The organism is Acinetobacter chengduensis, from assembly GCF_003664645.1.
GTDB lineage: Bacteria > Pseudomonadota > Gammaproteobacteria > Pseudomonadales > Moraxellaceae > Acinetobacter > Acinetobacter chengduensis.
Genome location: NZ_RCHC01000003.1, coordinates 237,694 through 261,210, shown reverse-complemented (window position 1 = coordinate 261,210; position 23,517 = coordinate 237,694). Strand labels below are relative to the sequence as shown.

At 39.9% G+C, this 23,517-nt stretch carries 21 protein-coding genes, 1 tRNA gene and 1 pseudogene; 16 read left to right on the top strand and 7 right to left on the bottom strand.

The genetic code is table 11. The features are described from left to right. Positions 1-48 precede the first annotated feature (48 nt). Positions 49-633 carry an N-acetylmuramidase family protein gene (locus D9K81_RS04390; protein ID WP_121523123.1) on the top strand — a complete coding sequence of 195 codons (585 nt, stop codon included), beginning with the start codon at positions 49-51 and terminating at the stop codon, positions 631-633. A 119-nt stretch (positions 634-752) separates the two neighbouring features. Continuing rightward, positions 753-821: pseudogene (locus tag D9K81_RS18635) on the top strand (YceI family protein); the annotation flags it as partial. 95 nt (positions 822-916) lie between these two features. Here the strand turns inward: D9K81_RS18635 and D9K81_RS04380 are convergent. After that, positions 917-1,546: a LysE family transporter gene (locus D9K81_RS04380; protein WP_120373409.1), complete on the bottom strand. Its 630-nt coding sequence runs from the start codon at positions 1,544-1,546 to the stop codon at positions 917-919. A gap of 198 nt (positions 1,547-1,744) precedes the next feature. After that, a complete protein-coding gene (locus tag D9K81_RS04375) occupies positions 1,745-2,458 on the bottom strand; it encodes a glutamine amidotransferase (protein ID WP_120373408.1) in 714 nt (237 codons plus the stop codon). A 367-nt stretch (positions 2,459-2,825) separates the two neighbouring features. Between D9K81_RS04375 and D9K81_RS04370 the strand changes: the two genes are divergently transcribed. After that, positions 2,826-3,113: a hypothetical protein gene (locus D9K81_RS04370; protein ID WP_120373407.1), complete on the top strand. Its 288-nt coding sequence runs from the start codon at positions 2,826-2,828 to the stop codon at positions 3,111-3,113. Positions 3,114-3,240: 127 nt separating this feature from the next. Here D9K81_RS04370 and D9K81_RS04365 read toward each other — a convergent pair whose 3' ends face one another. Further along, the gene (locus tag D9K81_RS04365) at positions 3,241-5,358 is read right to left on the bottom strand and encodes a TonB-dependent receptor plug domain-containing protein (RefSeq protein WP_120373406.1); all 2,118 of its coding nucleotides are present in this window, start codon (positions 5,356-5,358) and stop codon (positions 3,241-3,243) included. Between the two features lie 436 nt (positions 5,359-5,794). On the opposite strand from D9K81_RS04365, the gene cysS reads away from it, so the two are divergent. The 13 genes from cysS (at position 5,795) to D9K81_RS04300 (ending at position 18,270) form a co-directional block, all read left to right on the top strand. Then, the gene (gene cysS, locus D9K81_RS04360) at positions 5,795-7,216 is read left to right on the top strand and encodes a cysteine--tRNA ligase (RefSeq protein WP_120373405.1); all 1,422 of its coding nucleotides are present in this window, start codon (positions 5,795-5,797) and stop codon (positions 7,214-7,216) included. 65 nt (positions 7,217-7,281) lie between these two features. Then, a tRNA-Gly gene (locus D9K81_RS04355) sits at positions 7,282-7,357 on the top strand. 213 nt (positions 7,358-7,570) lie between these two features. Next, positions 7,571-8,548, top strand: coding sequence for a KpsF/GutQ family sugar-phosphate isomerase (locus D9K81_RS04350; RefSeq protein ID WP_120373490.1), 978 nt, complete (start codon positions 7,571-7,573; stop codon positions 8,546-8,548). A 3-nt stretch (positions 8,549-8,551) separates the two neighbouring features. Then, on the top strand, positions 8,552-9,091 hold the full coding sequence (locus D9K81_RS04345; protein ID WP_120373404.1) for a KdsC family phosphatase: 540 nt from the start codon (positions 8,552-8,554) through the stop codon (positions 9,089-9,091). 40 nt (positions 9,092-9,131) lie between these two features. After that, positions 9,132-9,680, top strand: a complete 549-nt coding sequence (gene lptC, locus D9K81_RS04340) for an LPS export ABC transporter periplasmic protein LptC (protein WP_120373403.1) — start codon at positions 9,132-9,134, stop codon at positions 9,678-9,680. Continuing rightward, on the top strand, positions 9,664-10,230 hold the full coding sequence (gene lptA / locus D9K81_RS04335; RefSeq protein WP_120373402.1) for a lipopolysaccharide transport periplasmic protein LptA: 567 nt from the start codon (positions 9,664-9,666) through the stop codon (positions 10,228-10,230). The genes lptC and lptA overlap by 17 nt, the downstream gene beginning before the upstream one ends. Then, complete coding sequence (lptB, locus tag D9K81_RS04330; RefSeq protein WP_120373401.1) at positions 10,230-10,976, top strand: LPS export ABC transporter ATP-binding protein; 747 nt, start codon at positions 10,230-10,232, stop codon at positions 10,974-10,976. Before lptA ends, lptB begins: the two co-directional genes overlap by 1 nt. Before the next feature lie 184 nt (positions 10,977-11,160). Beyond that, positions 11,161-12,657: a TolC family outer membrane protein gene (locus tag D9K81_RS04325; protein WP_120373400.1), complete on the top strand. Its 1,497-nt coding sequence runs from the start codon at positions 11,161-11,163 to the stop codon at positions 12,655-12,657. After that, on the top strand, positions 12,654-14,792 hold the full coding sequence (locus tag D9K81_RS04320; protein WP_120373399.1) for a type I secretion system permease/ATPase: 2,139 nt from the start codon (positions 12,654-12,656) through the stop codon (positions 14,790-14,792). The genes D9K81_RS04325 and D9K81_RS04320 overlap by 4 nt, the downstream gene beginning before the upstream one ends. Continuing rightward, positions 14,789-15,979: an HlyD family type I secretion periplasmic adaptor subunit gene (locus D9K81_RS04315; RefSeq protein WP_120373398.1), complete on the top strand. Its 1,191-nt coding sequence runs from the start codon at positions 14,789-14,791 to the stop codon at positions 15,977-15,979. The genes D9K81_RS04320 and D9K81_RS04315 overlap by 4 nt, the downstream gene beginning before the upstream one ends. A gap of 115 nt (positions 15,980-16,094) precedes the next feature. Beyond that, complete coding sequence (locus D9K81_RS04310; RefSeq protein ID WP_120373397.1) at positions 16,095-16,694, top strand: IMPACT family protein; 600 nt, start codon at positions 16,095-16,097, stop codon at positions 16,692-16,694. After that, the gene (locus D9K81_RS04305) at positions 16,687-17,304 is read left to right on the top strand and encodes an acyltransferase (protein ID WP_120373396.1); all 618 of its coding nucleotides are present in this window, start codon (positions 16,687-16,689) and stop codon (positions 17,302-17,304) included. Before D9K81_RS04310 ends, D9K81_RS04305 begins: the two co-directional genes overlap by 8 nt. Before the next feature lie 123 nt (positions 17,305-17,427). Then, entirely contained in the window at positions 17,428-18,270 is an 843-nt protein-coding gene (locus D9K81_RS04300; RefSeq protein ID WP_120373489.1) for a universal stress protein, read from the top strand. Positions 18,271-18,424: 154 nt separating this feature from the next. Here the strand turns inward: D9K81_RS04300 and D9K81_RS04295 are convergent, their stop codons facing one another. From D9K81_RS04295 to mutS, 4 genes are all read right to left on the bottom strand, one after another. Next, positions 18,425-19,090: an O-methyltransferase gene (locus tag D9K81_RS04295; protein ID WP_120373395.1), complete on the bottom strand. Its 666-nt coding sequence runs from the start codon at positions 19,088-19,090 to the stop codon at positions 18,425-18,427. Positions 19,091-19,223: 133 nt separating this feature from the next. Beyond that, positions 19,224-19,943, bottom strand: a complete 720-nt coding sequence (locus D9K81_RS04290) for a D-Ala-D-Ala carboxypeptidase family metallohydrolase (RefSeq protein WP_120373394.1) — start codon at positions 19,941-19,943, stop codon at positions 19,224-19,226. Positions 19,944-20,086: 143 nt separating this feature from the next. Further along, positions 20,087-20,410, bottom strand: a complete 324-nt coding sequence (gene fdxA / locus D9K81_RS04285; RefSeq protein ID WP_120373393.1) for a ferredoxin FdxA — start codon at positions 20,408-20,410, stop codon at positions 20,087-20,089. A gap of 215 nt (positions 20,411-20,625) precedes the next feature. Further along, complete coding sequence (mutS, locus tag D9K81_RS04280; protein WP_120373392.1) at positions 20,626-23,256, bottom strand: DNA mismatch repair protein MutS; 2,631 nt, start codon at positions 23,254-23,256, stop codon at positions 20,626-20,628. Positions 23,257-23,517 lie beyond the last annotated feature (261 nt).

The window sequence follows — 23,517 nt, the reverse complement described above, 5'->3', positions numbered from 1 at the left end:
ATGTCTGCGCGCCTATAGGCGCTTTTTTTATGCCTGAAGGAAAGTGAAATGAATAAAAAATTAATCCCATCCCAAATTGAAGATCAAGCCAAAAAATTAGGTGTTGAAAGCGCCGTATTACGTGCAGTGATCGAAGTTGAATGTAAAGGCTCGGGCTTTAATACGGACAATACACCAGTGATTCTATTTGAACGCCATGTAATGCGACAACGTTTGATAGCGAATGGCCAAGTAGAGATTGCAGATCAAATGATGATTAAGCGACCAGATTTATGTAGTAAAACAGCTGGTGGCTATGGATTATATTCAGCCCAACACGGGCGTTTAAATGTAGCGACACAATACCATCGTGCATCTGCATTAGAGTCTGCATCATGGGGCATTGGGCAGGTAATGGGTTATCACTGGCAGTCGCTAGGGTATGCATCTTTACAGGCCTTTGTAAATGCCATGTATAAAGATGAAGCCTCGCAATTAGAAGCCATGTGTCGTTATATCAAAGTGAATGGCCTGGTCAATTCATTAAAAAATAAAGACTGGAAAGCCTTTGCTCGTGGATATAACGGTAGTGCTTATGCAAAGAATAGTTATGACGTGAAGTTGGCGAATGCCTATAAAAAAGCCCTCACCTAAGGGCTTTTTTAAACTAAAATAGGCTTAATAAACTTTAATTTATCTGTGGATAACTCAGTAAAAACACCAAGTCTACACCAAAGTTTTTTAAATAATTGTTTTATATATTAAAATAAAACCTACCTAACGTAGGTGACAAAATTACTGTGAACATTACTACAGAAGCTTCTGTACCTGCTACAAAATAAAGCCTGATGTTTATGTTGTATTAGGTCATCTAAGCATAAAAAAAGCACCTCTATTATGAGGTGCTTTTTTTATTGGTTTACGGGAGTTGTTTAACTTAATCACGATTTAAAATCAGCATGCAACCAAAGCTAAAAAATATTCCGCCAGTAATGCCATCAATTTTTTGACTTATTTTTTGATAGTAATGGTTAATTTTAGAGGTGGAAAATAATACTGCAACTAAGGCAAACCATAATAAGCTCTCAAAAAAGATCAAGGCCAGTACAGAGCTTTGTTGAAAAAGTGTGGCATCCGTATTAATAGCGAGAGCAAATACACTACTGAAATAAACCAAAGCTTTAGGATTGGCCATATTGGTTAAAAAACCTTGTAATAGTAATTTTTTACGAGATTTTAATGCATTTGGCATCTCATTTTGTGCAGATGCATTCTCTGTTGCTGGTTTAAAAGCAGACTTTAAAAGTTGCACACCCAAATAGCATAAATAGATTCCACCGCAAATCATTAAAACCTGCTGAAGCCATGCCATTTTTTGAAAGAGATAATGTAATCCGCTCACAGCACAAATCGACCAAACCAATATACTCAACGCAATCCCTAGAGCTGCACACAGCGCATGTGAACGTGATTGACGAATTGCACTTTGCGTAACAAAGAAAAAGTCAGGTCCAGGACTCATTAACGCAAATAGATGAATCAGGGCAATACTAATGAGCGCAGTCATAACGGTTGGTCTTATGTTTTGTGGTTGCTGATGTTATAGGCGCTTTAATATGAAAAATAAAGCATTTATTGCGTGGAGCTTTCACTGAGATGTATCTATTTAATCTAATCAAATTTCGTTTGCCTCACCTCGTAAAGTGGCAGGTGAGGCAAACTTTAAAGCAAGACTAAGTTAAAACTGATGCCAATAGAGCGTGAATTAACAGTTTGGGTTGAGTGCTTGAAGCCATTGACTAAATATTTCGCTTGCAACGATTTCTAAATGTGGCGCGTGAGTAGTGTTTTCTTGGCGTAGCGCAGGAATATTAATTTTAGCTTGAGCGAGCTCTGAAGTATGACCAATCAGCCATTTTTCTAAGCTGTTGCTCAGCACTTCTAAATGAAACTGTAGTGCTAAAATTTTAGGCCCAACTGAAAAACCTTGGTTTGGATAGTATTCGGAACTTGCCAGTAGGGTCGCTTGCTCTGGCAAGTCGAAAGTATCTCCATGCCAATGAAGTACAGGTTGATCAGCTAAAAGCGCTAAAAAATTATTGTCAGTATGATGAATGGTGAGTGTAGACCAACCAATTTCTTTGACAGGACCTGCATATACACGAGCACCCAAGGCGTGAGCAATTAATTGAGCACCCAGACAAATTCCCAAAGTGGGTAGATTTTTTCCTAAACGAACTTTGAGTAAGTCTATTTCTTGTTGTAAGAAAGGATAGTTCTCTATTTCGTATACGCCAATAGGGCCACCTAAAATAATGGTGAGGCCTTCATGCTCTAGCGCTTTACGCAGATCATCTACACCTGCTTCAAAGTAACGTACACGATAACCCAATTGATAGCAGACATCTTCAAAGCTACCGAGATCTTCAAAGGCAAGGTGTTGAATGGCATAAATGGTGTCTGAAAATACTGTACTCATGATTTTATCTGCATGAATAGGAGAGGTGATTAATGTAACGTGCTCGGCTCAAAATAAAAAGTGTAAGCATCTATGTATCTGTTATTTTAAAGGCTATGAAAGGATTATGTAATGTAGAAGATGCACTGACTTGAAAAATGGCACAATTTTTATAGGGTTTTAAGAATATAAAGAATTAAGCACAAGTGTATATGTATTTTAAATACATGAAGTGGCGAAAAAGTGCGCTACTGATGTCAGCTAAGCGAATTGGAATTAAAAGTGCAACTGTTAATATGAACGCACAATTTCATCTCTTAAGATTGACTTAAGGTGAATTAATAAATATAAATATATGAATAGTATAATAAAAGTTAGAGAAGAAAGTATGCGCAGAGAGGTTGAGCAGAATCGCGATGCGAGCTTATTGCACGCGATCCATAAAATTTTATTAAAGGATTGGGATCCGCTCAGCATTGGATCAAGACCAGCTATGCGTGATGAGTACGATGAATTCTTGCCTAAAATTTTTATGCTCATTAAGTCAGAGGCGAGTGAATCAGAAATTTTTGAATATCTATGGCGCTTAGAAACAGTCGTTATGGAAAAGCGTGGCAATAAAGCACATACGGCACGTATTGCATCTTTACTCAAGCATATTAAAATTGACGTTTAACTTATGCACAGCCGAATTCCAGCGTTCAAAGTGAATACACGATATTCTACTTAGAACAATCTGTATATAAAAATAAAAAAACCAGCATCCCAGATACTGGTTTTTTTTAATGCGATTTAAATGACGATTAGAATTTTTTCTCTACAGTAAGCATATAGCTTGGAATAGATTCATTTAAACGTGCTTGGTATAAGCTACCATCGCTAATTTTCACTAAACGTTCTTTGTAGTCCGTGCTGAAAATATTACGTGCGTTTAATGACGCTGACCAGTTGTTATCAAAACGTTTGGTAAAGCTCAAGTCGACATTTACACGTTCATTACGCGTGCGATTATAGTTTTCTACACTGCTGCTGTTATTTAACAGGCGAGTATATTCAGGTGTGTAGTTAATATTTAAACTACTTGCAACGCGCCAAGGTTGGTAGTTATATGACACACCAGTACTGGCTGTGTATGGTGCAACATCACTTGCAAGGCGTTTTGTTCCGTTTTCTTCTTCAATTTCCGCACGAACTGTCGATAGTTGTGCATTTAACATAAATGAATGCCCGTTATCGGTTTGCTTAAGAGCATAACGTCCAGCAAGTTCAACGCCGTATGTGGTTGCATCATTTTGGTTGGTTGGACGTTCTACAAAACGACAGCTTGGATCATTGGCTGTTGTACAAACACCACCTTGCGCATTTTCACTGCGTATACTATTTTCAATATAGTCATTAATCTGACGATAGTAAGCCGTCAAATTCACACCACCAGCGGGTGTGTTGTAACCTAAAGTAGTTTCATAGGCATTAATTTTTTCTGGACGTAAAAATGGGTTACCACCTCGGTCTGGATTGTTTAATGAGCCAGCATCTACATCGGTAGATACGGAAACAGTTGGCATTAGTTGTTCAGATCTTGGGCTACGGAACGCCTGACTAAGGTTGGTTTGTAAAGACCATTGTTCAGTAAAGTCGAAGCGATGTGCAAGCACAGGACTGAAGTGTTGGTCGCTATAACTTACTAAGCCAGAACGGTTGATCCATTCTTGGCGTGCACCTAAAGTAATGGTTTGGCGATCGGTAAATTTCCAGCTACCTTCGGCATATAAAGCATAGCGTTGCTCGTCGAGTGTTTGTGTAATATTGCTTTCAAGTTCACTGCTTCGAAGATCTGTACCAAATTTAATTTGCTTGGTTTCGTTAAATTTACGCACACCATCATAAGCAAGACCATATTCATTGATTTGCTCGTCAATATAACTTTGGCGTTTGCTTGAACGCGTTGATTCAGACTCATTTTGCTGTTCTACAGACAAGCGAATTTTGTCTGAGTTGCCTTTGTCTTTACGTTCATAGCGTGTATTTAAACGAATACTGTCATTTTTATCATTTTGAATTTGGTCTTGAGCATTACCTTCGCTTTCGTTATTCCGATAAAACAGCTCGGCAACCAATTTTTGTTGATCATCAATTTGGTATTCGCCACGCGGGGCAAGCATTTGCGAGCTACGGTTGGTGGTGCGAGTTTGTGTAGTTGTTGCGCCCGTTGCATTGATAGTTTTGCTTACAGATGTGGTGTCATTCCATGAACTATTTGCAGATAAACTATACATCCAAGGATCTGAGCGACCATCCAGTTGAATGCCAATATTTTTACGTTCTTCTTCTTTGCTATTGGCTTTGGCTAAACCGTATCCTGCGCGAACAGAGCCACTGATTAAGGTATTGTTTAATGGCTCTTTTAAAATAATATTAATGACCGCAGATGTTGCAACAGAGGCTTGTGCAACACTGGGTTGTTTTACAATTTCGATGCGCTCAATCATGTCTGGGGTAATACTATCGACGATAGATGTACCGCCACGTGGACCGCCCTGAACGGGTTCACCATTAATCAAAAATACTGGAGCACCACCACCACGGAAACGCATGCTACCGTTGCCACCGCGGGGACCTTGACCTGGACTAGGTAATTGGAAGCCAGCGGCACGGCGTAAAGCATCATTGACACTTTGATCGCCAAACTTTTCCATTTCTTCGCGTGTAATTACTGTTTTTGCGACTGCACTTATATCAGGATCTTTCACTACCACAGGTTCTTTAGCGACCTGAAAAGTCATTGTAGATAATGTTTGCACCGCTGGAGCTGAAGGCGGAGTAGCTGTTGGCTCAGCTTCGACTGCCCAAAGTGCTGGCGAAATTGCAAAAAGTGCACAGCTCAATGCGCTGTATTTAAATGAGGTTGGCATGCATTTCATTATTGGATATACCAAATGTAATTTTGGGTAAGATTAGCTGAAAACTATGGAGAAAAATGGAGGAAATTGAATTTTAGTCGACAGAACGCATAAAAAATTAATAAATAAAATCCATATAAATACTAAGGATATAGGTCTTCAAAAACTTCGTCGTTTCATGTAGGTGTTGTGATATTTAAGGCCAATGAAGAAGGAGCTCAAAAAAATAAACTTTATTGCTTACTCAAAGCGTGATGTGTTTTAAGTAGCTATATTTTTGTTTATGTCATCATCAGATTTGGAATTTACACAAAATTTCATGCACAATTTATAAGCCACACAACCATAAATGCAAAAGTAGGAAAATTGAGGAACTATTTTTTTCTGTGAAAACTTTATGAAAAATAGTGCTTAGGTTAAGATGAGCTATCATTTCGTAGAAACATTTTGAAAAGCTATGCAACCTTTTGTTCTATATAACTCAGAGCAACGTAAAAAAGTTGAATTTGTACCTCGTAAAGAAGGTCATATCGATATGTATGTCTGCGGTATGACCGTGTACGACTATTGTCATATCGGTCACGCTCGGGTAATGGTTGCATTTGACTATATTATTCGCTTTTTGCGCAGTCAGGGTTGGAATGTTAAATACGTACGTAACATTACCGATATTGACGACAAAATTATTAAGCGCGCCAATGAAAATGGTGAAAGTATTACGGCTTTAACTGATCGCTTTATTCAAGCGATGAATGAAGACGCAGAAAATTTAGGCTGTTTACACCCTGACGAAGCACCACGCGCAACAGACTACATCGATCAAATGCAAAATATGATTGGTAATTTGGTCGATAAAGGCACAGCGTATCCATCTGCTAACGGTGATGTCTATTTTGAAGTTGAAAAATTTGCAAAATATGGTCGTTTATCTGGTCGTAAGCTTGAAGATATGCAAGCAGGTGCATCTGAGCGTGTAGATGTTGAAGTTGAGAAAAAGCATCCATTTGACTTCGTACTTTGGAAACATGCCAAGGAAAATGAACCGTCGTGGGCTTCACCTTGGGGCAATGGTCGTCCGGGTTGGCATATTGAGTGCTCAGCCATGTCTACATGCTGCTTAGGCAACCATTTTGACATTCATGGCGGTGGTGCAGATTTAACCTTCCCGCATCATGAAAACGAAATTGCACAATCTGAGGCATCTACAGGTGAACAATATGTGAACTATTGGATGCACGTAGGTTTCATTAATGTAGATGGCGAAAAAATGTCGAAGTCATTGGGTAACTTCTTCACTATTCGTGATGTGATGGAGAAATTCCATCCAGAAGTGATTCGCTACTTTATTGTTTCTTCACACTATCGTAGCCCTGTGAACTTCTCTGACTTTGCACTTAAAGAAGCGAAAACCACGCTGACACGTTTCTACCATTCATTTAAGGCTTATCAAGCACTTTATGGCGATAAACTGGTTGAAACTTTAGATGAAGCATTGGTTGAGCGTTTTAATGCAGCCATGCGTGATGACTTTAATACAGCAGAAGCGATTGCGGTATTGTTTGAAATTAACAAAGCGCTCAATACTGCTGTTAAAGAAGAAAATGCGACTCAAGCTGAAATCTACTACGCAACTTTACGTCATTTGACCAATGTATTAGGCCTAGTGCAGTACAATGTAGATGAATTCTTAAAGTCAGATATTGGTCAAGAAGCTTTAGGCTTGTCTGAAGAGCAAATAGCAGATTTAATTCAGCAACGTGTCGATGCGAAAAAGGCGAAAGAATTTGCGCGTGCAGATGAAATTCGTCAATCTTTGCTAGATCAAGGGGTTGTATTGGAAGATACACGCCAAGGTACAGTATGGCGTCGCGCTGATTAATTCAGCAAACGAGTAAAAATAGTATTGACAGTGATGAAATATTCACTATAATTCGTTTCCATAAAGCGGGAATAGCTCAGTTGGTAGAGCATAACCTTGCCAAGGTTGGGGTCGGGAGTTCGAGTCTCCTTTCCCGCTCCAGAATTTAAAAAAACCTTAGTCTACGGACTAAGGTTTTTTTTTGCTTAAATTTGTTAAAACCCCGTCCAAAGCTTTAAAAGTTGAACATTTAGAAACGTTCAATTTCTTGAGATATGTTAAAATAGCCAAAATTATTCTTAGTTTATGACAACAACTCCGACCCATTCATTGGGAGTGAGTGGAAAAGGTAAACCGACTTTGAATCCACAAAATATGCCAAATCAAATTGATTTCCAAAAAACAGCTCTAGAAACACTGAGCATCGAGCGCCATGCATTAGAAGTATTGGCGAATGAAATAGATGATCGCTTTAGTAAAGCCTGTGAAATCATTTTGCAGTGTAAAGGTCGATTAGTTATCAGTGGCATGGGCAAGTCAGGTCATATTGGCCGTAAAATGGCGGCGACTTTTGCTTCTACGGGTACGCCTTCATTTTTCATGCATCCAGGTGAAGCGGGGCATGGTGATTTGGGCATGTTGGTAAAAGGTGATGTGCTGATTGCGATTTCATACTCAGGTAAGAGTGATGAAATTATGATGCTTATGCCACTCATTAAGCATGTGGGTGTACCACTCATTACTATTTCAGGTCATGACCGTGGCCCTATGCCACAGAATGCAGATGTGGCTTTAACTTTAGGTGATATTCAAGAAGCGTGTCCACTCGGTTTAGCCCCAACTTCAAGTACCACAGCTACTTTGGCCTTAGGTGATGCTTTAGCGGTTGCGTTGCTTGAAGCGCGTGGTTTTACCTCAGATGATTTTGCACGTTCGCACCCAGCAGGTGCTTTAGGTAAGCGTTTACTATTGCATGTAAAACATTTAATGCATACGGGTGATGAGTTACCAAAAGTATTGCCAGAAACACCAATGAATAAGGTGTTGTACGAAATTTCAAATAAACGTTTAGGCTTAACCACAATTGTAGATGCCAATGACAAGTTGTTGGGTATTTTTACAGATGGTGACTTACGTCGTCTCATTGATAAGCAACAAGGTTTTGATGTGAATTTACCTGTATCAGAGGTTATGATTCAGCATCCTTCAACTATTTCAAAAGAAGCTCGTGCTGTTGAAGCACTTGAGCAAATGAATATGAAGAAAATTAACCAATTTGTTGTTGTTGATGATGAAAATAAAGTCATTGGTGTGATTGGTATGCATGATTTGATTCAAGCTGGGGTAAATTAATTAATGGCATCTTACGTGTTATTAGAGCAAGCGCGTCATATCAGTGCGCTGGTGTTAGATGTAGACGGTATTTTAAGTGATGGTTTTGTAACACTGACCAATACAGGCGACGAGCTGAAATCATTCGATATCCGTGATGGATTAGGAATGAAATTGGTTCAACAAGCAGGAATCAAAGTCATCATTATTACGGGTCGTAAGAGTAATATTGTTGAAACACGTATGTCTGCTTTGGGTGTGGACTTGGTATACCAAGGCCGCGAAGACAAAGGTGTAGCACTTCGTGAAGCATGTGCGCAGCTGAATCTTGACCCACAAGATTGCTTATACATGGGTGATGACTGGCCTGATTTGTCTGCTTTTGCGATCGCGGGTATGAAAGTGACTGTGCCAAATGGTCATGTCGAAGTTCGCCGTCGTGCTGATTTAGTGACACAAGCAACAGGTGGTCGTGGTGCGGTACGTGAAATTTGCGATATGTTGTTGGTAGCCAAAGGTGTTTATCAGGAACTCCTTGAAAAATATGCAAGTGCCCCGAATTAATCATCTAAACATTCATTAAATGTGGATAAATGCCCCGCTTATGGATACAAAATTTTTATATGTGACTGCTATTGCAATTGCAGCTGTAAGCGGTGGTTATTACTACTACAGTGGTAAAAGCAATAAACTACAGGCTGAATCATCACGCAGTATGAATTATTCTGCTGACAATATTCATCTGACTCAAACTGATGAAAACGGTAACTTATATGTGCGTGCTCAAGTTGATCGGCTTGAACAGAACGTACAGCAAAAAACCACGCAGTTATCAAATTTAAACGCCTCTACGTATAAAAATGGTCAAGTAGACGCGACTTTTTTTGCAAAAACAGCCAATGGCTATAATGATAATGAGAAAGTTGTGCTAAAAGATCAGGTAAAGGCAACCAAATTGATGGTTGAAGGGCAAATGCAATTTACAACAGACGAGTTGACTGCATTCCCTAAAACCCGTGAAATTGAAACCAACAAACAAGTTTTGGTGCAATCTCCACAGGCTGAGTTCGTCAGTAATGGACTTAAAGCAAATCTAAATGATGGGCAGTACGAATTTTTTAATATTCGAGGAAAGTATGAACCTAAATCTTAAGTCAAAATTATCAACAGCATGCTTAAAGCGAGTTGCGTTATTAGGTTCATTGGCTGTCGTTTCTGTCGGCGCATTCGCTTTACCTTCGGATCGTAACCAACCCATTTCATTGGTGGCAGACCGTGCAACCTTTAATGAAAAAACAGGTGTGACCACGTATTCGGGCAATGTAATTATTGAGCAAGGTAGCATGAAATTGCAGGCTAACTCGATTGTTGCCAACCTCAACAGTGGTCGTAAGATTAGCACAATTACTGCTTCGGGTAGCCCAGCGTATTTCCAGCAAAAAACTGATCCAGCCAAAGGCCCAGCCAAAGGCCAAGCGCAAAAGATTATCTATAATGCCGAAACTGGGATTATTACCTTATCTGGTAATGCTTTATTAGAGCAAGAAGGTGCATCTATACGTGGTGCCAATCTCAAATACAGCATGAACAAAGGTGATATTGTTGCCGAAGGAACACCAAATAAAACAGGTTCTGAAAGTGGTCGTGTGAAAATTGTTATTCCGCCATCAAGTGCTAAATCATTCCCAGGAGCAAGTGATTAATGGATCAATCTGCTCATAAGGTACAGACTTTATGCATTAAGCATTTAGCCAAAAACTATAGTAAGCGTTGGGTTGTTAAAGACGTTTCCTTTAGCATGAAAAGTGGTCAAATCGTTGGCTTGCTGGGTCCGAATGGCGCAGGTAAAACCACCAGTTTTTATATGGTGGTGGGCTTGGTACGTATGGATAAAGGTGAAATTCATTTAGATGATTTAGATCTGTCTGATTTAGCAATGCATGAGCGTGCACGTAAGGGAATTGGTTATTTACCGCAGGAAGCCTCAATTTTTAGAAAACTAACGATTTCTGAAAATATTATGGCAATCTTGGAAACCCGTAAAGATTTAAACAAGCAACAACGTCAGCAACGCTTACAAGAGCTATTGGCCGACTTTAAAATCACGCATATCAAAGATTCTCTAGGGATGAGTGTATCTGGTGGTGAACGTCGTCGTGCTGAAATTGCACGCGCTTTGGCTGCCGATCCGAAGTTTATGTTGTTGGATGAGCCTTTTGCGGGTGTCGATCCTATTTCGGTGGGTGATATTAAAGACATTATCCGCACCTTAAAAGACCGCGGAATTGGTGTATTAATCACGGATCATAACGTACGTGAAACTTTAGCAATTTGCGAGCATGCTTATATTGTGAGCGAGGGTGCTGTGATTGCTGAAGGATCGCCAACTGAAATTTTAGATAATGAAATTGTTCGGAAAGTTTATCTTGGAGATGACTTTACCGTTTAGATACATAAAAAACCTCAAAAATGTGACTTATGTCATTGTTTTGAGGTTTTTTCCTAATTAGAATAATAAGAATAATCAGTAAAAAGATAAAAATATTTGCTGATACAGTATACACTTGATTAAAAAATAGAATTGTTCAAAAGAGCGTCAATAAAAGTAGAAAGGACTGGGGGCATCATAAAATATGATAACTAAAAGAGGGGGCTTTGTTATTTTGCTTTTACCATTCTCTATATCTATGGTACATGCGGAATCAACAAGCAAAGATTATTTACACTCTTTTAAAGACGGAATAAGTCAGATTTTTTCACCAAAGCCGACTCGTTCAGCCGATAAAATAGACATTACCGAGCTTAGTAAATTTCCACTCGATACATCACGTGTTTCTGAACTTCCAATTATTGGACGTGCAGACAATGCACCGCTAACACAATATGGAAATATTACGCCTCGTCGATTAAGTTTTAAAGAAGCTGTACATATTGCTGTACAGCGACGCCCAGAAATCACGCAATCTATTTCGTCTGTTGCAGAACAGGCTTCAAATATCGATTTAGCAAAATCTAAATACTATCCTCAACTTTCTGGTGGGTTGGAAACAGCTGATCTAACCAAAGGTGAGCGTGGTGGTCAGGTTGTTTCATTGAATGCGACACAAATGCTTTATGATTTCGGTAAAGTGAAGAGTGGCGTAAATATTGAAGAAGCCAAAATGCTACAGCAACAAGCTCGCGTTTTGGTCACTTTAGATGAAATTTCTTATGATGTTGCAAGTGCGATTGTTAATGCTAAACGCTATCAAGAAATTACAAACATTGCACGACAACAGATTAAGGGCATTGGGCGAATTGCTGAAATTGCAAACCTACGTGCGAAAGCCGGGATTAGTAGCCAAGCCGATCCAATTCAAGCACAGTCCAATTTAGAAGCGGCTGAATCGAATTTAGTTGTGCAAGAAACGCAGTTAAAGCAATATCAACAACGCCTTAGAACTTTACTCGGTTTTGATGTATCAAATGTTGAGTGGGATATTCCAGATGAATTGGTACGTAAAGCAGAACTGTATCAAGATCCTGATTTCACTCGAATTCCAAATATGATGTTGGCGCAATCTGGGGTGGAGGTCGCTAAACTTCAAAAGCAACAAGCCAAATTAAGTGCTTATCCAACCATTAATGTGCGTGGCAGTTTAAGCCAAGCGGTAAATGGTCGTAATCCAAATAATAACAAGGATGATGGTTTCTATAATTCCATCATGCTTGAAGCAAGCAGTAATTTTTATCAAGGCGGGGCGATTGCAGCGCAAACTCGTGCAGCGAGTTATGCTGAAGAAGCAGCGCGTGCACAGGTCAATACATCTTATTTAGAAGTATTAGATCAAGTACGTTTAATTCGAGAACAAATTGAAAATAAAAAGCGTCAAATGTCTATTTTGGTACAACGTCGTGAGACTACCGTGCGTACCAAAGAACTCTACCAAGAACAATATAAGCTAGGCACGCGAACTGTAGTTGATTTATTAAACGCAGAACAGGCCATTCATAGCGCAGCTCAAGAAATCGTTTCTTCTCAGTACGATGTTTATGCAGCACTTGTGCAATACATACAGGTGACAGGACGTACACGTGCGACTTACGATTTAAATAATACGACTATTCAGGGGTTTGAAGTCCAGCCATGAGTACTACAATAAATTATCAGCCGTGGCTTCAAGCGGTGTTAAACATCGCTAAGCACTACCGCATAGAACCTTCAGAAGAACGTATTCGTTTACAATTGGATTGGAACCAGCATGCCAATGTAGATGAAATGCTTGGGGTCATGGCGAAACAAATCGGCCTCAATGTACGTAAAAATAAATTTGATAGTAGCTTTTTAAATCCGTGGCGCTTGCCGTTGCTGATTGAGTTTAATAGTGGTGAAGTTGGGATTATCGAACGTATCGACGTAGATGGTAATGCCAGTGTGCAATTGAGTGGAGATGAGGGCTTATCTCAAGTTTTTCCAATTGAGCGCCTAAGTCATGGTGTACGAAATATTTATATTTTGCGCCCTGAATCATCAGTTCCAGACATGCGCGTCGATGAGTACATTAAGCCATTTGAAAAGAACTGGTTTTGGTCAATTGTATTGACAGACTGGAAGCGCTATATCGATATTATGTTTGCTTCTTTAATGGCAAATATTTTAGCGCTTGCAACCGTTGTGTTCTCGATGAACGTGTACGACCGCGTAGTGCCATCGCAGTCTATTCCAACGCTGTGGGTATTGGCGGGTGGCGTCCTTATTGCAGCCATCTTTGAGTTTGCCTTACGTGTTGCACGTATTCACTTATCCGACATTATTGGTAAGCGTTCAGACTTACGTATCTCTGACCGTGTATTTGGCCATGCATTACGTATTAAAAATAATGAACGCTCAAAATCTACAGGTACATTTATTTCACAAATTCGTGAACTTGAAGGTGTACGTGAACTGGTCACTTCAACCACGGTCACTGCTATTGCAGATTTGCCATTCTTTTTCCTATTCTTAGGAATTTTCTGGCTGATTGGTGGCAACCTATTTTGGGTGATGGTAGCAATTGTACCTTTAATGATTTTACCAGGTATTTTTGCTCAAAAACCTTTGGCTCGCTTGGCGCAAATGGGTATGCGTGAATCGGCTATTCGTAATGCCATGTTGGTAGAAGCTGTACAAGGTATTGAAGATATCAAGTTATTACGTGCAGAATCGCGCTTCCAAAATCAATGGAACCACATGAACGAAGTCTCTGCCAGTGTCAGCATGGAACAACGTAAAATTGTGGGTCTGATGAGTGCATGGACGCAAAAAGTACAAGGTTTGGCTTTTGCGATTGTGGTCTTGGTGGGGTGTTTTGCTGTAATGAAAGGTGAGATGACTACAGGTGCATTGGTTGCTTGTTCAATCTTATCTTCACGTATGCTAGCACCTATTTCACAGCTCACTGGTGTATTGGGACGCTTACAACAAGCCAAAGTGGCAAAAACAGGTCTAGACGAACTAATGAAGCGTTCAGTCGATCAACCTGATTATTCACATTTAGTGCATCGTCCAGTCATTCAGGGTAACTACGAGCTAAATGGTGTGGTATTCAAATATGGTGAGGATGACCCACGTCCTAGCTTAGTCATTCCAAAACTAGAAATTAAACCAGGTGAAAAAATTGCAATCTTAGGTCGTAACGGTGCGGGTAAATCCACATTATTGCAATTGCTATCCGGAATGCAAACACCTATTCAAGGCAAGGTCAAACTTGATGGCATTGATTTAGGTTTAATTGATCCGTCAGATGTACGTCGTGACATGGGCTTATTGAACCAAAACTCGCAACTATTTTACGGCTCTATTCGTGAAAATTTAACATTGGGTGCGCCTTTAGCAACGGATGAGCAAGTGATGCAAGCATTACAGCTCACAGGTGCATTGGCTTTTGTTCAAGAGAAAAAAGAAGGTCTTGACCATATTATTTTGGAAGGTGGCGTTGGTTTCTCTGGCGGTCAGCGCCAAGCTTTACTCCTTGCACGGTTATTAATTCGTCAACCGAATATTTTATTATTAGATGAACCAACAGCAGCGATTGATGATGTTTCTGAGAAGCAACTGATCAATCATTTGAAGCTTTACCTACGCAATAGAACGATGATTGTGGCAACACATCGTCGTGCTGTGTTGGAGTTGGTTGATCGAATTATTGTGGTCAATGACGGAAAAATTGTGATGGATGGTCCACGTGACCAAATCCTTAACCAATCTGGTGGTGCGCAAAACCGCGGTACGGGAGCAAGCACATGAGTGAAAATAATCAAGAAATACAGCGCTCAAACAAAGTTTCGTATCAAGAGCCACCATTACCTAAAGCAAGTCTGATTATTTGGATTATTTGTATTGGCTTATTGGTGATATTGGTTTGGGCATGGTTGTTTAAGTTAGAAGAAGTTTCAACGGGCACAGGTAAAGTTATTCCTTCTTCGAAAGAGCAAGTTATTCAGTCTTTAGAAGGCGGTATTATTACCAAAATGAACGTGCGTGAAGGCCAAATTGTGGAGCAAGGTCAAGTGCTAGCACAATTGGACCCAACACGTTTAGAGTCGAATGTAGGGGAATCGGAATCCTTACTGATTGCTTCACGTGCGACCTCTGCACGTTTACGTGCAGAAGTAAATGGTACGCCTTTAAGTTTTCCACCCGAGGTACAGCGTGATCCAAAATTAGTACGTGAAGAAACGGCGCTTTACCAAAGCCGTCGTGATAACCTTGAACAATCACTGGCTGGTTTGAAGCAATCTTTACAGCTGATTGAAGAAGAACTGGCGATGACAGCGCCACTTGTTGCCAAAGGTGCAGCCAGTGAAGTTGAAGTCATTCGTTTAAAAAGCCGTGCCAATGAATTACGTAACCAAATGAATGATGTGCGAAATCAATATTATGTGAAATCGCGCGAAGAATTGTCTAAAGCCAATACGGATGTGGAAACGCAACAACAAGTAGTCCGTGGTAAGTCAGATACCTTAAGTCGTACGATCTTTAAATCACCTGTACGTGGTGTAGTAAAAGAAATTGATGTGATGACTTTAGGTGGTGTTGTGCCACAAAATGGCAAGCTGATGACCATTGTACCGCTTGATGAACAGCTATTGGTTGAAGCGCGTATTTCACCACGAGACATTGCATTTATTCATCCGGGCCAAGAAGCCTTAGTAAAAATTACCGCTTATGATTATTCAATTTTTGGTGGTTTAAAAGGCAAAGTGACGGTCATTTCACCTGACACATTGCGTGATGAAGTAAAGCAAGATCAGTTCTATTACCGTGTTTATATTCGTACAGACAGTGATAAATTAGTGAATAAGGCTGGCAAAAGCTTTGCGATTACACCGGGTATGGTGGCTACAGTAGATATTCGTACGGGTGAAAAAACAGTATTGGATTATCTGGTTAAACCGTTTAACAAAGCTCGCGAAGCATTACGTGAGCGTTAATCTACACTAAGTTAGCTTTGTTTTTATACAGCCTCCGCACGTGGGGGCTTTTTCATCTCTGCCGAAAATAAAAACACGTTATAATTAGGCGCTTTGATTTTACTTTGTAGACGTTATGCCATTTACCATTGCCAGTCAGGTCAGCTTTGAAGAAGACATTAAAAAAAGTCGCTTTCAAGCGATTGCTGTGCCTGTTGAAAATGAACAGGACGTTAAAGATTTTTTAGAATTAAACAAAGATGTGAGCACAACACATCAATGTTGGGCATGGAAAATTGGCCATCATGTACGGTTTAATGATGATGGTGAACCGTCAGGTACAGCAGGGCGCCCAATATTAGCCACCATTGAAGGCAATGAACTGACCAATATTTTAGTTTTAGTCAATCGTTGGTATGGTGGCATCAAATTAGGCACAGGGGGCTTGGTACGTGCTTATGGGGGCTGTGCTGGGCAGTGCTTGCTACTGGCAGAAAAAATTGAATTAATTGAAAAGAAAAAAGTAAGTTTTAGCTGTCAGTTTAATGAGTGGGCCATTTTTCAATACGAAATGAGCCAGCAGCAAATTGAATATACTGAGGAATATACTGCAACTGGTGTAAGTGTAATAGCACTGTTGCAAGTTCATCAAATTGAGCCACTGACTTTAAAAATCCAAGATGTCAGCCGTGGCCGTGAGCAATTAAAAGTGATTGAAGACATACAACATGACTGAGCAAGACCCTCTACTCAAATACCGTGAACAACATAAGCACCGTTTAAATTACATGCCGTGGTTGTATTGGAGCTTAAAACCCAAAAACCGCGAATGGGCAGAGCAGTGGCAACAGGAGTATCAAACCTATCTGATGGCGATGGAAACAGTAGAAATTGGCAAAAACTGTTTTATTTCTCCATTGGCACATATCTTTGCTGAGCCGGGTCGTAAAATTATAATTGGCGATAATACGTTTATTGCGGCGGATTGTACCTTACATGGACCATTGGTGATTGGCAACGAAGTCGCGATTAACCATCACTGTATTTTAGATGGGGGCCGAGCAGGAATTAAATTGCATGATCAAGTCCGTATAGCAGCTTATAGTCATTTATATGCGTTTGATCATGGTATGGACTTAGAGCAGCCTATTTACCAGCAACCTGTACGTTCGCAGGGCATTGAAATAGGACGTGATGTATGGCTAGGTGCTCATGTTGGCATAAAAGATGGAGTGACCATTCATGAACAAGCCGTAATTGGTATGAACAGCATGGTGACCAAAGATGTAGAAGCTCGCAGTATTATGGGGGGAAATCCTGCAAAATTTATTCGTTTTCGGGATTAAATACGAAAAAAGACGGGTGCAAGCTGGGAAAAACATACACAAAAGCCTGCACAGTCGCAAAAACTTGTGATAGTTTAAATATAACAACAACAGATAGCCCCAAAAAAGCAAGAGAGGCTAATGATGAAGCGTGTTATTGCTTGTATAGACTCTTCGCCATGTATTAATGCATTGGCAGAAGCTGCAGTTTGGATTGCCAAACAAACACAGCGTGAACTGGTTTTACTTCAAGTACTGGATTACTATCCAGCCAGTTACCACTTGGGCGAAATTAGTGGCGTGATTGGTTTCGAAAGTAATGCCATGCTTTTAAAAGAGCTGGCAGAGCTAGAACAAAAACAAAGTGAACTGGCACAAGATTATAGTAATAACTTGCTGAAGCACATTTCAGAACTTATCCATAATCAGCATGACTTACAACCCGCACATATTCAGCTGAAAGGCGATTTTTTAGAACAGAGTTTTCAGGAACTTCGAAGTGATGACATAGTTGTTATCGGTCGTGTAGGTGAACGTTCTGCAGAACGCAATAAACCGATGGGTAGTAATGTTGAAAACTTCATCCGCGGTGCAAAATGTACTGTAATGACAGTAGGTTCAAGTTTTAAACCACCGACACGTTTTATCTTTGCATACGAATATTCTCCAACTTGTGTAGATCTTATGAAGCGTATTGCGCAGAGTGATTTACTACGCTTATTACAATGCCATTTGCTCTATGTTGGCGATCATCCTGAAATTTTAAATGAGCCGTTGCAATATCTGCAAAATGCTGGACTGGATGTGGTCACTGAGTATCGATATGGTGATGTAGCGGAAAATATTTTGGCCTATCAGCAAGAACATGCGATTCAACTGATTGTATTAGGCGCTTTTAGCCACAGTAAAATTCATCAATTCTTTTTGGGAAGTATTACGACGACAATTTTCCGTAACTCAACAGTTCCTTTACTTGTTGTAAAGTAAACTTGATCTAATTAAGGTTAATTATTTATTGAATTTTCGGTATAAATAATAGACAAAGTTATCCTCACTTACTGTGGATAACTTTGTGACTAATATTTGTAAACTATTGTTTTTGATTAAATAAAAACAAAAGAATATTTTTTATACAATTACCTTATTTTACAATTGCGATAGCAAAGCCATCATGGCCTTTACTGCCAATCGTTTGTAAAGCTGTGCTGGATAATAGACGCGGATGGTCTTGCATTGCACGGAACATGTCCCGAATACCTTCAATACTTGGCTTGTGATTCTCTGGATTTAAGATTTCACCTGCACGAATCACATTGTCTAAAACAATAATTGTACCTGAGTGTGAAAGGTTCAAACTCAGTTCCAAATATTCAGGATAGCTTTGTTTATCTGCATCGATAAAAATAAAGTCAAAAGCTTCAGTATCTTCTGGCAGAGAACGTAAAATATCTGCTGCGCGACCACATTTAAGATCGATTGTTTGCGGTAATTGAGCACGATCTATATTTTCTTGACCTAAAGCAGCATGTGTATCACGGCCTTCAATGGTCAGAATATAACCATCTTCGGGTAAGGCACGAGCGAGCCACATAGTGCTATAGGCCGCAAATGTTCCAAGCTCTAACACACGTTTGCACTTGTTCATTTGAATGAGCATTTGCAAAAGCATACCTTGGTTGGGTGCAACAGCAAGGTGATCTGGAAAGCCACGTTCTTCTGTATGTTTCAATGTTTGAGTCAGAATCGGATCTTCTGGAATTAAATGTGAATCGATATACGTATCAATGTTTGTCCACATTTGTTGCATAACTTAAGCACCTTATTTTTGATACAGACATTTTAAACCTTTCCAGCTGAAGCGCAATTTTTTGAAGTGGATCTCTGTGTATATACACAAAAAAATAGCCTCCGAAGAGGCTATATCATGACATTGTCATTTATTAGTAATTACACATTGAGCTACGACTACTCAAATCAGGCCCCCAAGTACGATAACCTTGGGTATCAATATGAATTTGTCCAGATGCATATAAGCCCAATCCCATGTTTAAGCTTTGTCCATGTTGTGACCAGAATTGGCACAATTTGAATTTTGAGTTTTCAATAAATGCATAATCTTCAGGTTGTGGATATTCAGGCCCAATACGGAAATCAATGGCTGAGTTATATAGATGGCGTGAAGAGCTTGCCCCACCAGCACATTGGTTTAAGGGTAAGTCACGGTAGACAGAGGTCACGCTAAAGTCAGTGAGTACGTTGGCTGCAATTAAGTACTTAAATACACGAAGCGTTGGAACCTGATTGGCCCACAGCTCACGGCTTGGTACCATGTATTGCTCGCGACCACATTTTTGCCAATCACGTGCAGTACGCATGAGTTCAAAGCTAGGAATGATATTGCCCACGCCATTTTTTTCTAAGAAGACTTCATATTCACGTACGCGACGTAAATGATCTGCAACTGCAATCCAGTTGTTATAAGCATAAGGAACGGTTTTAGGAGGAATGGGGCGCTGAAAACTAACACGCTCTTGTGGTATGAATATACGTTTTCCTGATGGATCTGTAATGATCTGTCCTTTTTTAGGGGAAGATGTACAGCCAATAAAAACGAGAGGGACAAATACAATGCCTATAAGTCCCTTTATCAAATTCTTCATTATAGAAAACAATTATTTATAAACTCTGATTATTTTAATCCAAATTAAGCGAAAAAAATTGAAAATATTGCAATCAAATGTGTGCATTGGGTATAAAAAAGATCAGCAAATGCTGATCTTTTTTATGACTTGGTAACGGACGATTACTTTTCTAAGTATTGTAATTTATCTGTTTTACCATTCCATTCTTCACGGTCAGCTGGCTGATCACCAATTTGAGTGATATTTGGCCATTTTTGTGAAAGCTCAGTGTTGATCTCAAGGAAGACTTCTTGGCCTTCTGGAAGCTCATCTTCAGAGAAAATAGCATTTGCAGGGCACTCTGGTTCGCATAGTGCACAGTCAATACATTCATCTGGATTAATTACAAGGAAGTTTGGACCTTCATAGAAACAGTCTACTGGGCAAACTTCTACGCAGTCTTGATATTTACATTTAATACAGTTTTCAGTGACAACAAAGGTCATGGCGACAGCTACCTAAAAATATGGTTCTAATAACTAATGCTGTATTTTAGGCAAAAATACCCCCAACTAACAATTCCTTTTATTGATATTTATTATATGCAAGGCTGTTAAATTTGATAAAAACTGAACAATTTGATCGAAAAGTGCTTGTAATGAGAATCATCTGCAAAACCTACGCATCATTCTATGATGCGTAGGTTTTTGTTACATTTGTATTAGGCTTTGAGTTGGTCCTTCAAAGCATATAATTGTTGTAAGGCTTCACGCGGACTTAGATTATCGACATCTAAGTTTTTGAGAATCTCAAGCGCAGGAGATGCCACTTCAACTTCGACCACACGTTCTATAATTTCGCTTGCTACAGGAGTGCTAAACAAGTCATTTTGTACGGCTTGATTGAGCTGTTGTTTCTGTTGCTTTTCCAAAATATGTAAACGATTTTGCGCATCTTTAATCACGCTGTTTGGAATGCCAGCGAGTTTTGCCACTTGTAAGCCATGACTTTGGCTTGCAGGGCCATGTTGAACCTTATGGAGCAAGATTAAATTACCATTCAATTCCTTGGCGGTAACATGGAAGTTTTCAATGGCAGGTTCTTTGCCAAGTTCAGTCAATTCAAAATAATGCGTGGCAAATAAACATAAGCATTTAATGCGCTTTGTTAGATCATTGACACAGGCCCATGCTAAAGATAGGCCATCATAAGTGCTGGTACCACGGCCTACTTCATCCATAAGCACTAATGATTGATTTGTCGCGTGGTGCAAAATCTGTGAAGTTTCTGTCATTTCCACCATAAAGGTCGATTTGCCAGTGGATAAATCATCTGCTGAGCCAATACGGGTAAACACGCGGTCGATTGGCCCCAATACTGCTGATTTAGCAGGGACAAAACTACCACAATATGCGAGCAAGGCAATCAGTGCTGTTTGGCGCATAAATGTCGATTTACCGCCCATGTTTGGCCCTGTAATAATGGCCATACGATGATTAAAATCAAGGCTGGTATCATTTGGAGTGAACGCTGTTTTGCTCAGTGCTTCTACGACAGGATGGCGACCAGCCTGAATTTGTACCCCAATTTCTGGGCTAAACTCTGGTCGTGCCCAATTGCGTAAACGAGCTTGATGAGCGAAGTTGCTCAACAAATCGATTTGAGCAATTGCACTGCTCATCATCTGTAAATGTCCAATGTCTTGACGTAGCTCTTCTAATAGCATTTCAAAGAGCATTTTTTCTCGCGCCAATGCACGAGATTCGCTAGAAAGGACTTTATCTTCAAAGGATTTTAGTTCTGGTGTGATGTAGCGCTCAGCATTTTTTAAGGTTTGTCGGCGAATATAATGATCAGGTGCTTGTTCTGCTTGAGCACGTGTAAGCTCAATGTAATAACCACTGACACGGTTATAACCAATTTTTAAGGTCGCAATGCCTGTATTGGCACGTTCTTGAATTTCGAGATCAATTAAAAACTGTCCTGCATGATCACGAATTTTACGCAATTCATCTAGCTCAGCATCAAAACCCTCAGCTATCACATTACCATCACGAAGTAGCACTGGTGGATTTTCCACAATAGCGCTCATGAGGCGTTGATGTAGACCGTGAAAATCACCTAATTCAGTATTTAATTCGACTAAAAGCTGAGATTGCTTTTGCTCAATAATCGGCAATAAGGCATGGCGCAAATATGGAATTTGAGCACAGGCTTGACGCAATTGCACCAAATCACGTGGACGGGCACTACCCAAGGCCACTCGACTCAGTACACGTTCAATATCGCCAATTTCTTTGAGCACTAAACGTGTAGGAACTTCATGACAGCCTTGTAAAAGAACTTGAGTTGCATCGAGGCGGGCATCAAGTAAAGCGGTATCACGAAGAGGTTGCATCAGGGTTCGGCTAAGTAAACGTCCGCCCATTGCTGTTTGGCAGTCATTAATCAATTGGAATAATGAAGTACCGTGTTCAAATAGAGGTTCAATCAACTCCAAATTACGGCGCGTAACAGGGTCAAGCGCGATAAAATCTGTGCTTTGTTCTAATTGAATTGAGCGAATATGTGGTAAGGCTGTTTTTTGGGTTTCTTTTGCATAATGAATTAAAGCTGCAGCTGCCGCTTTGGCTAAAGGTAAATGATCTATGCCAAAGCCTGAAAGTGTAGAAACACCTAGTTGATCGCATAAGGTTTTTTGGGCATTGTTAATGTTAAAGTCAACATTTGGACGCTTGGTTACAGGGCAATCAAGTTGTCGCTTAGCTTGCTCTATAATATTTTGATCAATGACATTTTCATCAATAATAATTTCGCTTGGCATTAAGCGAGAAAGTTCAATGCTAAGTTGTTCAATATTAAATTCGAGTTGCTGTACTTTAAAAATACCAGCACTCAGGTCAAGCAGTGCAATGCCAATTTGATTTTGATGGATGCATAAAGACACTAAATTTGAGCTTTGATGTGCAGTTAAGAGTGCATCGTCGGTGAGTGTGCCTGGAGTAATAATACGGACAACACCGCGCTCTACAGGGCCTTTACCCGTTACCTCACCAATTTGTTCACAAATAACAACCGTTTCGCCTTTTTTCACCAGACGTGCTAAATAGCCTTCAGCCGCATGATAGGGTACGCCAGCCATTGGAATAGGCTCACCATTGGCTTTGCCACGATGTGTAAGCGTAATACCTAATATTTTGGCAGCTTTGTGGGCATCTTCAAAGAACAGTTCATAAAAGTCACCCATACGGTAGAACATTAATGAATGCGGGTGTTGCATTTTGACGCCCATGTATTGTTGCATCATTGGGGTCAAGCTGGAAAGATCAGCCATAAGTTCTGAACTGGTCATTAAAAAAAATCCTTCATCCTTTGTAAAGTGAGCACTGGCTCAAACGTCTTGTCGTATCTTGTCCGTTACTCAGTGTTTTGCACCGCCAACGATCTTTCGCTTCTTCACACCTATATTGTGAAAAAGCCGAATACGCAAGTTTAACAAAATTCGAAACAGAGCAACATGCTCGCTTTATGAGAAATGTAGAGACGTTTGTATGCTGGATGAAAAACCAAGCAGTTTTACTGAGGGAAGCGAAGGAATAACTGTTTTGTATGT